The organism is Amycolatopsis sp. NPDC004169, assembly GCF_040610315.1.
Taxonomy (GTDB): domain Bacteria; phylum Actinomycetota; class Actinomycetes; order Mycobacteriales; family Pseudonocardiaceae; genus Amycolatopsis.
Map to the genome: position 1 here is coordinate 1 of NZ_JBEXMD010000085.1, position 14,413 is coordinate 14,413.

10 protein-coding genes are annotated in these 14,413 nt (G+C 72.9%); 6 read left to right on the forward strand and 4 right to left on the reverse strand.

What is annotated here, in order from left to right; genetic code table 11:
- Positions 1–185: 185 nt before the first annotated feature.
- Both ABZX11_RS47560 and ABZX11_RS47565 read left to right on the forward strand, forming a co-directional pair.
- On the forward strand, positions 186–425 hold the full coding sequence (locus ABZX11_RS47560; RefSeq protein ID WP_176170070.1) for a hypothetical protein: 240 nt from the start codon (positions 186–188) through the stop codon (positions 423–425).
- 247 nt (positions 426–672) lie between these two features.
- Entirely contained in the window at positions 673–6,138 is a 5,466-nt protein-coding gene (locus ABZX11_RS47565; protein ID WP_354925683.1) for a biotin carboxylase N-terminal domain-containing protein, read from the forward strand.
- A gap of 84 nt (positions 6,139–6,222) precedes the next feature.
- Here ABZX11_RS47565 and ABZX11_RS47570 read toward each other — a convergent pair whose 3' ends face one another.
- The gene (locus ABZX11_RS47570; RefSeq protein ID WP_354925686.1) at positions 6,223–6,387 is read right to left on the reverse strand and encodes a hypothetical protein; all 165 of its coding nucleotides are present in this window, start codon (positions 6,385–6,387) and stop codon (positions 6,223–6,225) included.
- Between the two features lie 186 nt (positions 6,388–6,573).
- Here ABZX11_RS47570 and ABZX11_RS47575 point away from each other — a divergent pair, with 186 nt between their 5' ends.
- Complete coding sequence (locus tag ABZX11_RS47575; RefSeq protein WP_354925689.1) at positions 6,574–7,896, forward strand: M14 family zinc carboxypeptidase; 1,323 nt, start codon at positions 6,574–6,576, stop codon at positions 7,894–7,896.
- Between the two features lie 140 nt (positions 7,897–8,036).
- On the opposite strand, the gene ABZX11_RS47580 is transcribed toward ABZX11_RS47575, so the two are convergent.
- Together ABZX11_RS47580 and ABZX11_RS47585 are read right to left on the reverse strand one after the other, a co-directional pair.
- Complete coding sequence (locus ABZX11_RS47580) at positions 8,037–8,816, reverse strand: PadR family transcriptional regulator (protein WP_354925692.1); 780 nt, start codon at positions 8,814–8,816, stop codon at positions 8,037–8,039.
- 74 nt (positions 8,817–8,890) lie between these two features.
- Complete coding sequence (locus ABZX11_RS47585; RefSeq protein ID WP_354925695.1) at positions 8,891–9,775, reverse strand: SDR family oxidoreductase; 885 nt, start codon at positions 9,773–9,775, stop codon at positions 8,891–8,893.
- 122 nt (positions 9,776–9,897) lie between these two features.
- Here ABZX11_RS47585 and ABZX11_RS47590 point away from each other — a divergent pair, with 122 nt between their 5' ends.
- Positions 9,898–10,800: a LysR family transcriptional regulator gene (locus ABZX11_RS47590; protein WP_354925698.1), complete on the forward strand. Its 903-nt coding sequence runs from the start codon at positions 9,898–9,900 to the stop codon at positions 10,798–10,800.
- Here the strand turns inward: ABZX11_RS47590 and ABZX11_RS47595 are convergent.
- Positions 10,797–11,696 (reverse strand): LysR family transcriptional regulator, encoded by a 900-nt coding sequence (locus ABZX11_RS47595; RefSeq protein WP_354925701.1) that lies wholly within the window; start codon positions 11,694–11,696, stop codon positions 10,797–10,799. The genes ABZX11_RS47590 and ABZX11_RS47595 overlap by 4 nt on opposite strands.
- 70 nt (positions 11,697–11,766) lie before the next feature.
- Between ABZX11_RS47595 and ABZX11_RS47600 the strand changes: the two genes are divergently transcribed.
- Together ABZX11_RS47600 and ABZX11_RS47605 are read left to right on the forward strand one after the other, a co-directional pair.
- Complete coding sequence (locus ABZX11_RS47600) at positions 11,767–12,735, forward strand: putative sulfate exporter family transporter (protein WP_354925704.1); 969 nt, start codon at positions 11,767–11,769, stop codon at positions 12,733–12,735.
- Between the two features lie 115 nt (positions 12,736–12,850).
- Positions 12,851–14,344: a sialidase family protein gene (locus ABZX11_RS47605; RefSeq protein ID WP_354925707.1), complete on the forward strand. Its 1,494-nt coding sequence runs from the start codon at positions 12,851–12,853 to the stop codon at positions 14,342–14,344.
- Positions 14,345–14,413: the final 69 nt, after the last annotated feature.

Consider the following 14,413-nt stretch of genomic DNA (forward strand, 5'->3'; position numbering starts at 1 on the left):
GGTCGGGCCGCTGCTGAAGCCGTCCGGGACCGTCCTCGTCGTGCGGGTGCACCAGTGGTCGGCCACCACGTCGGGGGGTGCCGGCCCGCCCGTTCGCTCTTCCGGGTGTAAACCGGAGGTATCCGGGGCATCACCACAGGGCACCTGTACTCCAGGGGAGTGCGCCGTACCGAGGGGAGACCGTGATGACCTTCGATTTCGTCAGCCGCTGGCTGGGCAGGCATCGCGACCGACCCGGGGTGACCGTCGACCTCGCCTGCGGGGGCCGCGTCACGCTGCGGGAGATCGACGGACGGCCGGTGCTCGTGGTCACCACTGCGCCGGGGCCCGACGGCCGGTCCGACGTCGCCGCCGTCCCGCTGTCGGAGGCCGAGCGGCGCGAACTGGGCCAGGTCCTGGAGTCCGACGTCCTGCTCGCCTCCTGATCACCACCCCGCCACCCCCTGTTTCCCCGATGTAGGGGCCTTTGTGGCTGATCGCGGGTGAAAACGGGTCCGGACGGTGTGGTGCGGGTCGCTTTTTGTGGGGTTCCCACAACTCAGCCGCCCAGGCATGCGCCATCGCGGACATTGGTCCCACCCGTCGTCATCCACCAGGGTGTAGACAGGTGCAGGCGACGTCCCCGGACAGGAACGTCGCCTTCTGTGCGTGGGTACTTGGGAGGCTCAGCCGGTGTTCAGTCGTGTCGCCATCGTCAACCGCGGAGAGGCCGCGATGCGGCTCATCCACGCCGTCCGGGACCTGTCGGCGGAAACCGGCACGCGGATCGAGACGGTGGCCCTCTACACCGACGCCGATCGCACCGCCACGTTCGTCCGCGAAGCCGATCTGGCCTACGACCTGGGCCCGGCCGCCGCGCGTCCCTACCTCGACCTGGCCAAGCTGGAGAAGGCGCTGGTCGAGACGGAGGCCGACGCGGCCTGGGTCGGCTGGGGCTTCGTGGCCGAGGACCCGGCGTTCGCCGAACTGTGCGAGAAGGTCGGCGTCACCTTCGTCGGGCCGAGCGCGGACGCGATGCGCAAGCTCGGCGACAAGATCGGCGCGAAGCTGATCGCCGAAGAGGTCGGCGTGCCGGTCGCGCCGTGGAGCCGCGGCGAGGTCGCCACCCTCGAGGACGCGCTGGCGGCCGGGGAGCGGATCGGCTACCCGCTGATGCTCAAGGCCACCGCGGGCGGCGGCGGGCGCGGCATCCGGATGGTGGCCTCCGGCGAGGACCTCGCCGACGCCTACGAGCGCACCAGCCAGGAGGCGCTGCGGGCGTTCGGCTCCGGTGTCGTGTTCCTGGAGCGCCTGGTCACCGGCGCCCGGCACGTCGAGGTCCAGGTGATCTCCGACGGCGCGACGGCGTGGGCGCTCGGCGTCCGCGACTGCTCGGTGCAGCGGCGCAACCAGAAGATCATCGAGGAGTCGGCGTCGCCGGTCCTCGCACCGCCCCAGACGGCCGAGCTGAAGGCGTCGGCGGAGCGGCTCGCGGTCGCCGTGGGCTACCGCGGCGCGTGCACGGTCGAGTTCCTCTACCACCCGGGTGAGAAGCTGTTCGCCTTCCTCGAGGTCAACACCCGCCTGCAGGTCGAGCACCCGATCACCGAGATCACCACCGGCACCGACCTGGTCAAGCTGCAGCTGCACGTCGCAGGCGGCGGCAAGCTCACCGGCGAGCAGCCCGCGGAGCTCGGCCACGCCGTCGAGGCGCGCCTGAACGCCGAAGACCCGGACCGCGACTTCGCCCCCTCCCCCGGCCGCATCGCGCGGCTGGCGCTGCCGGCCGGCCCGGGCATCCGCGTCGACACCGGGGTCAGCGAGGGCGACACGATCCCGGCCGACTTCGACTCGATGATCGCCAAGATCATCGCCTACGGCCGGGACCGCGAAGAGGCGCTCGGCCGGCTGCGCCGGGCGATGGCCGAGACCACCGTCATCATCGAGGGCGGCGCGACCAACAAGAGCTTCGTGCTCGACCTGCTCGACCAGCCCGAGGTGATCGACGCCAGCGCCGACACCGGCTGGATCGACCGCGTCCGCGCCGAGGGCCGCCTGGTCACCCACCGGCACTCCGCGATCGCGCTCGCCGCGGCCGCCATCGAGGCCTACCAGGACGAAGAAGAGGTGTCCGTCCAGCGGCTGCTGTCCACCGCGCACGGCGGCCGCCCGCAGGTCCAGCACGAGAGCGGCCGCCCGCTCGACCTCAAGCTCCGCGGCGTCGGCTACCGCGTCTCCGTGGCCAGGGCCGGCCGCAGCCGGTTCCGCGTCGGCATCTCGGCCGGCGCGTCCGACGTCCACCACGCGGACATCGAGATCGACCGGTTCGACGCCCACAGCGGCCAGATCCTGGTCAACGGACGGCGCTTCCGGCTGGTCTCGGCCACGCACGGCCCGATCCACCTGGTCGAGGTCGACGGCGTCACCCACCGCATCAGCCGCGACGAAGGCGGCGTCGTCCGCTCCCCCGCGCCCGCGCTGGTCGTGGCCACCCCGCTGGCCGTCGGCGACGAGGTGGAGGCGAACGCGCCGATCCTCGTGCTGGAGAGCATGAAGATGGAGACGGTGCTGCGCGCGCCGTTCCGCGCCCGCGTCCGCGAGTGCCCCGTCTCGGTCGGCAGCCAGGTCGAGACCGGCGCGCCGCTGATGCGCCTGGAACCGCTCGCCGACGACGCCGCCGAGGAAGCCGCCGACACCGGCGAAACCGTCGAGATCGTGCTGCCCACGGTGCCGGACGGCGTCTCCGCGGCCGAGCGCGTCGAACGCGGCCTGCAGGACCTCCGCAGCCTGCTGCTCGGGTTCGACGTCGAGCCTGCCGAGCGCAAGCGGCTCGTCGCCGCCTACCTGGAGGCCCGCACCGAGCTCGGCAACCGGCCGGTGGAGGGCGAGCTGGAGCTGCTCACCGTCTTCGCCGACCTGTCCGAGCTCAGCCGCAACACCCCGGGCGGCGAGGACACCGTGCCCAACGGCGCGGTGCACAGCCCGCGCGAATTCTTCCACAGCTACCTGCAGAGCCTCGACGTCGAGCGCGCCGGTGTCACCGAAGGCTTCCAGGCGAAGCTCAAGCGCGTCCTCGCGCACTACGGCGTCGAAGACCTGGAGCGCACGCCGGAGCTGGAGGCCGCGGTCTTCCGGATCTTCCTGGCCCAGCAGCGCACGGCGGCCGATGTCGCGGTCGTCTCGGAGCTGCTGAAGCAGTGGCTGACCGGTGCACCGCCGGCCGAGGCGCTCAGCGAACGCGCCGGGCTCACCCTGGAACACGTGGTCGAGGCCACGCAGGTGCGCTTCCCCGCGGTGTCCGACCTGGCCCGCGGCGTGGTCTTCCGCTGGTTCGCCCAGCCGCTGCTGCGCCGCAACCGCGCCCGCGTCTACGCCGCCGTCCGCACCGAGCTGACCTACCTCGACCAGCACCCGGACGCGCCGGACCGCGCCGAGCGGATCCAGGCCATGATCACCGGCTCCCAGCCGCTGGTCCGGCTGATCGGGCAGCGGATCGGGCGGCCGGGCCGCGACCACGCGCCGCTGCTGGAGGTGCTGACCCGCCGCTACTACGGCAACCGACGGCTCTCCGGGGTCGCCGTGCGCGAGGCCGGCGGGCAGCGCTGGCTGACCGCCGAGCTGAACGCGCCCGAAGGCGTGCTGCCGCTGGTCACCACGGCCGTCGACATCGCCGCCCTGCCCGCCGCCTTGCGCGCGCTCGGCGAGGTGGCCACCGACGGCGTGGTCGCCGACCTGTACCTGCGCTGGGAGGACCAGCCGGACGTCGACGCGACCGCCGAGCGGCTCGGCGCGCTGCTGGCCGAGAACCCGTTGCCCGCCGGCGTGCGCCGGGTCGTGGTCACCGTGGCCGGCACCGGCGGCGCCGTGATGCACCACCACTTCACCTTCGAGCGCGACGGTGCCGGCTTCACCGAGGACCGGCTGATCCGCGGCCTGCACCCGCAGATCGCCCAGCGTCTGCAGCTGCAGCGGCTGCGCGAGTTCGACCTCACCCGCCTGCCTTCGGCGGACGAAGAGATCTACCTGTTCAAGGCCACGGCGAAGACGAACCCGGCCGACGAGCGGCTGATCGCGATGGGCCAGGTCCGCGACCTGACGCCGCTGCGCGAGGCCGACGGCCGGCTGGTCGCGCTGCCCGCGCTCGAGGACGCGGTCACCGCCTGCCTCGACGCGATCCGCAACATCCAGGCGCAGCGGCCGCAGAACAAGCGGTTCGACACGAACCGGATCATGATGTACGTCTGGCCGCCGACCGATCTGACCACGGAGGAGCTCAACCAGCTCGTCCAGCGCATCCTGCCGACCTCGGTCGGGGCCGGGCTCGAGGAGGTCCAGTTCCTGGCGCGGCGGCGCACGGAGGCGGGCAAGCTCACCGAGCTCGCCGTCCGGATCACCCTCGACGCCGGCGGCGCGCGGCTGCACGTCGAGCCGCCGTCGACCGAGCCGGTCAAGCCCCTCGACGACTACCGCCTGAAGGTGCTGCGCGCGGCGCGGCGCGGGACGGTCTACCCCTACGAGATCACCGGCCTGCTCTCCGGCCCGGAGGGCACGTTCACCGAGCACGACCTCGACGAGTCGGGTGTCCTGGTGCCGGTGGACCGGCCGAAGGGCAAGAACTCCGCGGCGATCATCGCCGGCGTCGTCACCACCCCGACCGAGCGGCACCCCGAGGGCGTCACCCGCGTCGTGCTGCTCGGCGACCCGACGAAGTCGCTCGGCGCGCTCTCGGAGCCGGAATGCTCCCGCGTGATCGCGGCGCTCGACCTGGCCGAGCGGATGCAGGTGCCGCTGGAGTGGTTCGCGCTCTCCTCCGGCGCGCGGATCTCCATGTCCTCCGGCACCGAGAACATGGACTGGGTCGCCGCGGCGCTCAAGCGGATCGTCACGTTCACGCAGGACGGCGGCGAGATCAACATCGTGGTCAACGGGATCAACGTCGGCGCCCAGCCGTACTGGAACGCCGAAGCCACCATGCTCATGCACACCAAGGGCATCCTGGTGATGACGCCGGACTCGGCGATGGTGCTCACCGGCAAGCAGGCGCTGGACTTCTCCGGTGGCGTGTCGGCCGAGGACAACTTCGGCATCGGCGGCTACGACCGGGTGATGGGCCCGAACGGCCAGGCGCAGTACTGGGCGCCGAACCTGCCGGCCGCGCGGGCGGTGCTGATGGCGCACTACGACCACACGTACGTGGTGCCGGGTGAGACCGGGCCGCGCAAGGTGGGCACGAACGACCCGGTCGACCGGGACGTCTCGGCGTTCCCGCACGCGGTCGTGGGCAGCGACTTCACCACGGTCGGCGAGATCTTCTCGGCCGAGCACAACCCGGACCGCAAGAAGCCCTTCGACATCCGCACGGTGATGCGCGCGCTGTCGGACCAGGACCACCCGGTGCTGGAGCGCTGGGCGGGCATGGCCGACGCGGAGACGTCCGCGGTGCAGGACGTGCACATCGGCGGCCGCCCGGTCTGCCTGGTCGGCATCGAGTCGCGGTCGGTCCCCCGCCGCGGCTTCCCGCCCACCGACGGCCCGGACACCTACACCGCGGGCACGCTGTTCCCGCGGTCGTCGAAGAAGACGGCGCGGGCGATCAACGCGGCCTCGGGCAACCGGCCGCTAGTGGTGCTGGCGAACCTGTCGGGCTTCGACGGCTCGCCGGAGTCGCTGCGCAAGCTGCAGCTGGAGTACGGCGCGGAGATCGGCCGGGCGATCGTCAACTTCGAGGGCCCGATCGTGTTCACCGTGATCTCGCGCTACCACGGCGGCGCGTTCGTGGTGTTCTCCAAGGCGCTCAACCCGAACATGACGGTGCTGGCCCTGGAGGGCTCGTTCGCCTCGGTGCTGGGCGGCGCCCCGGCGGCGGCGGTGGTGTTCGCGGGCGAAGTCAACAACCGCACGGCGAACGACCCGCGCGTGACGGAGCTGCAGGCCCGGGTGGCGGCGGCGGGCGGCGCGTCCCGGGCGGCGCTGAGCGCGCAGCTGGCGGAGGTCCAGTCGGCGGTCCGCGCGGAGAAGGTGAGCGAGGTGGCGGCGGAGTTCGACCGCGTGCACAGCATCCAGCGAGCGGTCGAGGTCGGCTCGGTGGACGCGATCATCTCGGCGGCCGAGCTGCGGCCGCGGATCATCGAAGCGATCGAGCACGGCCTGAAGAAGTAGCGGTCCGTGGGGCCGGTCACCGCGGTGGCCGGCCCCGCGTCCGTTCCAGGGAAGCTCGCCCGGGTACCGGATCCGCGAGCCGGGTCACGTGGGCAGCAGCCGCCGCGAGAGCACCTCGGATCCGGCGTCGCCGGTTTCGTCGAGCAGGGCGCCGGCCCGCCGGGCCATCCGGAAGAGCAGGACGTTCACCACCACCGCGGCCAGGGCGATGCCGGCACGGGCAACCGCGGAAACCGACGACCGGTTCACGGTCACTCCTCACGGCCGGACCGACCGGCCTCGCCCATCGAGTCGCTCCGCCACCGCCCAGCGTGACAACAGTCGCGACTTTCGGGGGTATGGCCCGTTTTGCCGGGCCGACACACTGTCCGTGCCGGTACGGTGACCACGGGTTCCGACCGGACCTCCATCCGTGCGGCGTGAGGAGATCCCCCGATGGCGTCAAGGTCCCTGTCCCGGCTCGCCCTTGCGGCGTCCGGGGTCCTGCTCACCTCCCTGCTCGGCGGCACCGCGGCCGCGCAGACCGCCGACACGCCGGTGTTCTGGCGCGTTGCGGCCACCGCCGCGCAGGCGCAGGCGCTGGCCGCGGCCGGGTTCGACGTCGAGGAAGGGGATGCGGCAGGCAGCGTCAACGTCGTCGGCGGACGGGCCGTCGCCGCGCAGCTGCGGGCGCTGGGTTACCGGCCGTCGTTCTTCGACACCGTCTACAAGGAACTGCCCGCCGAGACGAACCGGCTGGCGGCGGACACCTACTACGGCGGGTACCGGACCGTCACCGCACACGAGAACCACCTCGCCGCCGTCGCCTCGGCGCACCCCGACCTGGCCACGAAGTACACGATCGGGCAGTCGTGGAAGAAGACGAAGGGCCAGGGCGGCCACGACGTCCAGGCGATCTGCCTGACCAAGAAGCAGACCGGCGACTGCACGCTGTCGACGACGTCGCCGAAGCCGAAGTTCTTCCTGATGGCCCAGATCCATGCGCGCGAGCTGTCGACCGGTGAGCTCGCCTGGCGCTTCATCGACTACCTCGCCGACGGCTACGCCACCGACGCCACCGCCAAGTCCATTCTGGACACCACCGAGGTGTGGGTGGTGCCGATCGCCAACCCCGACGGCGTCGACATCGTCGCCTCCGGCGGGAACTCGCCGAAGCTGCAGCGCAAGAACGCCGACAACTCGCGGGGCAGCTGCACCGGCACGAACATCGGTGTCGACCTCAACCGGAACTCGACGTTCAAGTGGGGCGGTGACTCGAACTCCGCCTGCTCCGAGACCTACCAGGGCGTGAGCGCCGGTTCGGAGCCGGAGGTGCAGGCGCTGGAGAAGCTGGCCCGCGCGATCTTCCCGGACCAGCGCGGCACCGGCAACAACGACCCCGCGCCGGCCACCGCCAAGGGCACGATGATCACGCTGCACAGCTACGGCAACGACATCATCATCCCGTGGGGCTTCACCCAGGCGACCTCGCCGAACGACGCCCAGTACCGCAGGCTCGGCGCGAAGTACGCGGCCTCCAACGGCTACCTCGTCGGCACCAACGAGGAGACCGTCGGCTACGACACGACCGGCACCACCGACGACTTCACCTACGGCGAGCTCGGCGTCGCCAGCGTGACGTTCGAGGTCGGCGGCTCGAGCGGCACCTGCGGTGGGTTCCTGCCCAAGTACACCTGCGTGGACAGCACGTTCTGGCCGAAGAACAAGGGCGCGCTGATCACCGCCGCCAAGGCCGCGGCGGCGCCGTACCAGCAGTGAGCCACCGCCGGCAGGCGTAGCGGCAGTTCCGCGGGCGCGGGGAGCCGGGCACTTCGACGTGCCGGAACTCCGCGCCCGCGGCATTTCCGCGACCGGGGCAGGCAGCCGGATCGTCCGATGTGGACGATCCGGCCGGCCGGTCAGTCGTCCTCGTCCTCCAGGCCCGCGTCGGCCAAGACCGCGTAGACCCGGCGGCGCGCGTCGGCGAGGATCTTCTTCACCTCGGCGACCTGGGCGTCGTTCCCGCTGTACCCCACCTGGGCGGCCGCGCCGGACAGCTCGCCCATGGCGTGCCACAGGGCCGCGAAGCGGTCGGCGCCCGGCTCCTCCTCCGGTTCCTCCCACAGGGCCGCGAACTCCGCCTCCCGGCCGGCCACGTGCTCGCGGCCCGCGTCGGTCAGCTCGGCGACCCGGCGCCCGGCCGTCTCGACCGTGTGGACCAGGCCTTCGTCCTCCAGCTGCTGCAGGATCGGGTACACCGAACCCGGGCTGGGCCGCCACCGGTCGTGCGTGCGGCGGCGGATCTCCTGCATCAGCTGGTAGCCGTGCATCGGCTCCTCGGCCAGCAGCGCCAGCACCGCGGGCCGCACCGGGCGGGCCGGCGCGCGGCCGCCGCCGCGGAACTCGCGGACCCGCTGGAACGCCCCGCCCCCGCCGAACCAGCCGCCCGGGCCGCCGAACGAGCCCGGTCCGCCCGGGAACCCGGGGAACCCCGGCCCGCCCGGCGGCTGCGGTGGGTGCGGCGGGTGGGGTGGCGGCGGCGGGAAGCCGCGCGCCAGTTCCGGGCCGCCGTCCCAATCCTCGTGTCCCGGCCCCCCGTGCCCGAATCCCGGGTGCCCCGGGAGGTCGTGCCCGGCGTGGTGGTCGAAGTGTCCCCCGAACCCGGCGAAGATCCGGTGGGCGCCCGCGCTCATCTCCATGATGTCCTCCCTGTCGTATCGGCGACATTCACACGATATATCGCCGCTCGATCGACGGCAAGGAGACCACGTCCTCAGCGGAAGTAGTGCCCGGCTTCCAGGTCCGCGAGCAGGCCGGGCCACTCGGGCACCCAGCCCAGGCGCTTCTGCGTCAGGACACTCGACGCCGGGGCGTCCGGCCCGGCGAAGTGCGCGAGCCAGCCGAAATGGCCCGGGACGTCGGAAACCGACCGCACCGGCACCCCGAGGTGCGCCCCGATCACTTCGGCCAGCACTTTCAGCGGCACGCCTTCGTCGCCGACCGCGTGCAGCCGCACGCCCGCAGGCGCCTCCTCGACGGCCAGCCGGTACAGCCGGGCCGCGTCGAACCGGTGCACCGCGGCCCAGCGGCCACGGCCGTCGCCCGGGTAGGCAGACACCCCCTTTTCGCGCGCGAGGCGGATCAGGGCCGGGACGAACCCGTGCCCGTCGCCCTCGCCGTGCACCGAGTGCGGCAGCCGCAGCACCGACGCGCGCACGCCGCGATCGGCCAGCGCGAGCGCCGCCGTCTCGGAGGCCGTCCGCGGGAACGCCGGGTCGGCCGCGTCCTCTTCGGTGGCCACCCGGCCCGGGGCCACCGGGCCGGTCGCGGCCGTGACGATCAGGGCTTTCCCGGATCCTTCGAGCGCCTCGCCGAACGCGCCGATCGCCGCGCGGTCGGTCGCCGCGGCGGCCGTGAGATCGGCGAAGTCGTCGTGGACGTAGGCCGTGTGGACGACCGCGTCCGCTTCGGCCGCGGCCGCACGGAGGCCGTCCAGGTCGGTCAGGGTCCCGCGCCGGACCTCGGCGCCGGTGGCCGCGAGCGCCGCGGCCTTGTCGTCCGAGCGGGCGAGGCCGAGCACCTCGTGCCCGGCTTCCCGCAGTTCCCGGACGACGGCGCTGCCGACGAACCCCGTCGCCCCGGTGACGAACACCCGCATCTTCTTGCTCCTCGTGAGTGGCTGACAGTGCTTCCATCGTCGGGCCGCGGCCGCCCGCGCGTCCAAAGCCCGGTTCTCATCGGGCAATACGGTTCAGGCATCACCGCAGGTAGGCTGGGCTCATGGCGGACCTCGACCTGCGGCTGGTGCGGTACTTCGCGGCCGTCGCCGAGCACCGGCACTTCGGGCGCGCGGCGGCCGCCCTGCACACCACGCAGCCCTCGCTGAGCCGGCAGATCCGCCGGCTCGAAGGCCAGCTCGGCGCCCGCCTGCTCGACCGCACGCCCCAAGGCACCCGGCTGACCCGGGCCGGCGAAGTGTTCCTGCCGCGCGCCAAGGAGCTGCTCGACTCCGCCGAGCAGGCGGCGGCCAGCACCCGCGCGGCCGCCGCGCCGAGCCGCGTCACCATCGGCTACCGCACGAACCTGTTCGTCACCGCGGCCGCGCGCGAGCTGCGCCACCGGCACCCGGAAGCCGAAGTGCTGACCCAGCACCTCGGCTGGACCGAGACCCGGGCGGCGCTGCTCGAGCACCGGGTGGACGTGGCGGTGACGCGGTTGCCGCTGCGGACCGACGGGCTGCGCGTCACCCCGCTCTACGAAGAAGAGCGCGTGCTGCTGGTGTCGGCCGACCACCGCCTGGCCGGCCGGGAGTCGGTCACCCTCGCCGACTTCGCGGACGAACCGCTCCCCCGCCTCGACGACCCGGAGTGGAACGCGTTCTGGCGCATCGACCCGCGCCCCGACGGCAGCCGCGCCCCGGACGGCCCGCTGGTCCAGGAGTTCGAGGAGAAGTTCGAACTGATCGCCGCGGGCCAGCTGGCGGCGATCGTCCCGGCCGGGGTCTGGTTCAGCCGCCTGCGGCGCGACGTGACGATCGTCCCGATCGACGGCATCGAGCCGTGCCAGGTCGCCCTCGCCACCCGGGCGGGCGACGACAACGACCTCCTGGCCTCGGCGTGCAAAACGCTGGAGACCCACCTGACCAGCCCGGAGGCGGCGGGGCTCCGGGTCTCGGCGCGCTAGGAACCCGATTTCACCGCGAGCGTCAGCAGGTCCGCCGCCGGGCCGGTCAGCCGCCGCCCCGCCGGCCACACCGCGCGCAGCACGCGGCCCAGCTCGACGCCCTCCACCGCCACCGGCACCAGCCGGCGGCCGGCCACCTCGCGCACCACGTCGAGGTCGCTGATCACCGCCGGCCCCGCGCCCGCGATCACCGCGTTGCGCACTGCCGAAGCCGAACCCAGTTCCAGCAAAGGCGTGACCGGGCCCGCACCGGCCCGCCGCAGCGCCGCCTCGACCGTGTCGCGCGTGCCCGAACCCGGCTCGCGCACCACCAGCGGGGTGGCGGCGAGCTCCACGGCCCGCAGCGGACGGCGGCGCCGGGCCCAGGCGTGCCCGGGCGGCACCACCACCACGAGCCGGTCCGTCGCGACCCGGCGGGTGGCCAGGCCCGGCCACGGCCCCGGCGACTCGACGAACCCCAGGTCCACCTTCCCGCGCACGACCAGCTCGGCGACCTGCTCGGAGTTCACCACCTCCAGCCCGACGTAGGTGTCCGGCCCGGTCCGCTTGACCTCGCCGATCCACGCGGGCACGAAGTGCTCGGCGAGCGTCATGCTCGCCGCGACCCGCAGCCGCGCGCCGCGCTGGGTACGCAGGGCCTCCGCGCCGGTGCGCAGCCCGTCCACTTCGGTCAGCACGCGGTGCGCCCAGCCGGCGATCACCCGGCCGTCCGCGGTCAGCGCCGAGCCGCGCCGGGTCCGGTCCACCAGGGACAGCCCCAGCTGGCGTTCCAAAGTGGACAGCCGCTTGCTGGCCGACGGCTGGGCGATGCCGAGCGCCCCGGCCGCCTGGCCGATGCTGCCGAGGTCGTCGACGAGCACGAGCAGCCGCAGGGAGTCCAGATCCGGTCCGGTCATAGCTCGAGTCTATGACCTCGGTACCGAGTACCGGGTACCGCGCCCGCCCGCCACCGGCGACGCTGAAGGCATGGCACTCACGACGGCGAAGACCTCCGGCCTGGCGATCACCGGGCTCGGTGTCGCCGCGGCGTACGCGCTCAGCTCGGCGTGGCCGGTGGTCGGCGCCCTCACCGTCGCGGTCGTGCTCGGCGTGGCCGTCGGCAGCACGCCGATCCTGGCCGAGGAACACCGCCTGGCCGTCGCCCGGCTCACGAAACGCCTGCTGCGCGCGGGCGTCGTCCTGCTCGGGCTGCAGCTCGCCGTGCCGGCGGTGCTCGCGCTCGGCCCAGGCACGCTCGTCGCGGTCGTGCTGACCGTCGCGGTCACCTTCCTCGGCACGCTCGGCCTCGCCCGGCTGGTCCGGGTGCCCCGCGGGCTCGCCCTGCTGGTCGCGACCGGCTTCTCGATCTGCGGCGCCTCCGCGATCGCCGCGGTGGAAGGCGTGATCGAGCGCGACGACGAAGACGTCGCCACCGCCGTCGCGCTCGTCACCTGCTACGGCAGCCTGACCCTGGCCGCCCTGCCGCTGCTGGCCGGCGCGCTCGGCCTCGACGCCACCCGGACCGGCAGCTGGGCCGGGATTTCGGTGCACGAGGTCGCCCAGGTGGTCGCGGCGGCCGGGCCCGCGGGCGCCGCCGCCGTCGGGACCGCCGTGGTGGTGAAGCTCAGCCGGGTCGTCCTGCTCGCCCCGGTGGTCGCGCTCGTCGGGGCGGCCGAACGCGGCCGCCGCGACACGCACACGCCGCTCGTGCCGCTGTTCGTCATCGGCTTCCTCGCGATGGTCGCGGTCCGGAGCACCGGCCTGGTCCCGGCGTTCGCGCTCGACCTCGCGAAGACGGCTTCGACGCTCCTGCTGGCCGGCGCGCTGTTCGGCCTCGGCTGCGCCGTGCGGCTCGGCGTGTTGCTGCGCAGCGGCGGCCGCGCCCTGCTCCTCGGTCTCCTGTCCACGCTTCTCGTGCTGGCGACCGGGTTCGGGACCCTGGCCGTGTTCACCTGAAATTCGCCTCCCGGACAGGTATAGTTCGTTATACGCACTGTTGTACAGCTCTTGTACGGATCGCGTCGACGCTGCTTCCGCAGAAGCAGAATCGAATCCGTAGGGAGCTCGAACCGTGAAGATCACCCGACTCGCCCAAGGGCTGTTGGCCGGGCTGCTGGGCTGCGCCGCCCTCGGCGTCCCGGCGGCCGTCGGTGCCGCGACCGCCCAGGCCGATGTGTCCAGCACGTTGGTGTTCAACAAGAACACCGACGACCATGACTGTTACCGCATTCCCACCGTCGTCAAGGCGAACAACGGCGACCTGCTCGCCTTCGCCGAGGGTCGCAACGGCGGGGCCCACGCCTGCGCCGATCTGGGCAAGATCGATCTCGTGATGAAGCGGTCCACCGATGGCGGCAAGACGTGGGGCGCGCTGAACACCGTCATCACCGCGTTCGGCGACACGAAGGGCAATCCCGCGCCGATCGTGATCCCGGGCAGCAACCGGATCGTGCTGCTGTCGACCATGCAGTGCTACACCAATCCCGACTGCGGCCGGATCCCGCGCGTGTCCATCAGCGAGGACAACGGGAAGACGTGGGGGGCGCCGAAGACGCTGACCACGGAACTCGGCTTCTCGGCCGCGCCCGGCTGGCTGGCCACCGGGCCGTCTCACGGGATCGTGCTGACGCGCGGCGCGCACAAGGGCCGGCTCGTCGCCGGGATGAGCTACTCGAACGTCGGCGCGCTGGTCTACAGCGACGACCAGGGCAGCACCTGGCACCTCGGCGCCACCGACAAGCCTGCGAGCAGTGCGATCAACCCCCAGGAGATCAGCGTCACCGAGCTCCGGGACGGCCGGATCTACGCCGCCGCGCGCAACCAGGCGAACGACGGCAACAAGTGCCTCGAAGACGGCACCCACAACCGCGCGTTCGCGATCAGCTCGGACGGCGGTGCGACGTTCAGCTCCAAGTTCGACTTCGCCACCGACCTCGTCGCGCCGACGGTCGAGGGTTCGACGGCCCGGATGAGCGCCACCGACACCGGCGGCAAGTACAACCGGATCCTGTTCGCCGCGCCGTCCGTTTGCGGCGAACGCGAGCAGCTGCGGGTGCACTCGTCGTTCGACGAAGGCGCCAACTGGACCGGCAACGCCGGCAGCCTGCTCGTGTGGGGAGGGGGCGCGGCGTACTCGGACATGGTGCAGCTGTCGCAGTCGTCGGCCGGGGTGCTGTTCGAAGTCGGCCCCACCGAGCACCCCTACGACGCGATCCGCTTCGCCACGATCACTGACACCGCGCTCGGGGCCCCGGCCTGCGGTGGCGGTTACGGCGTGATCGACTCGGCGCCGCTGGGCACCGGCGGCGCGGCCGGCACGGTGTTCCTCTCCTACAACGCGGCCAACGGCCAGAACTGCGTCAGCACCATGAAGAACGCCTCCGCCGGGACGGCCACCGCGACCTCGGCCTACCTGGAGGTCAAGGGCTCGGCGCGGCAGACGAACTCGGGGGCGTTCTCCTGGTTCGCCGGTCCGGTCAAGGCCGCGGCGGCGGACAAGTGCGTGAAGTGGGGCGGCTCGGCCGGCGGCCAGGCCTACGACAGCGAATTCGAGCACTGCGGCTGAGAACGCCGGGTGGGACCCGCCCCCTGGCCGGGTCCCACCCACCGCCCCCGCCCCCCCCGCCCCCCCGCG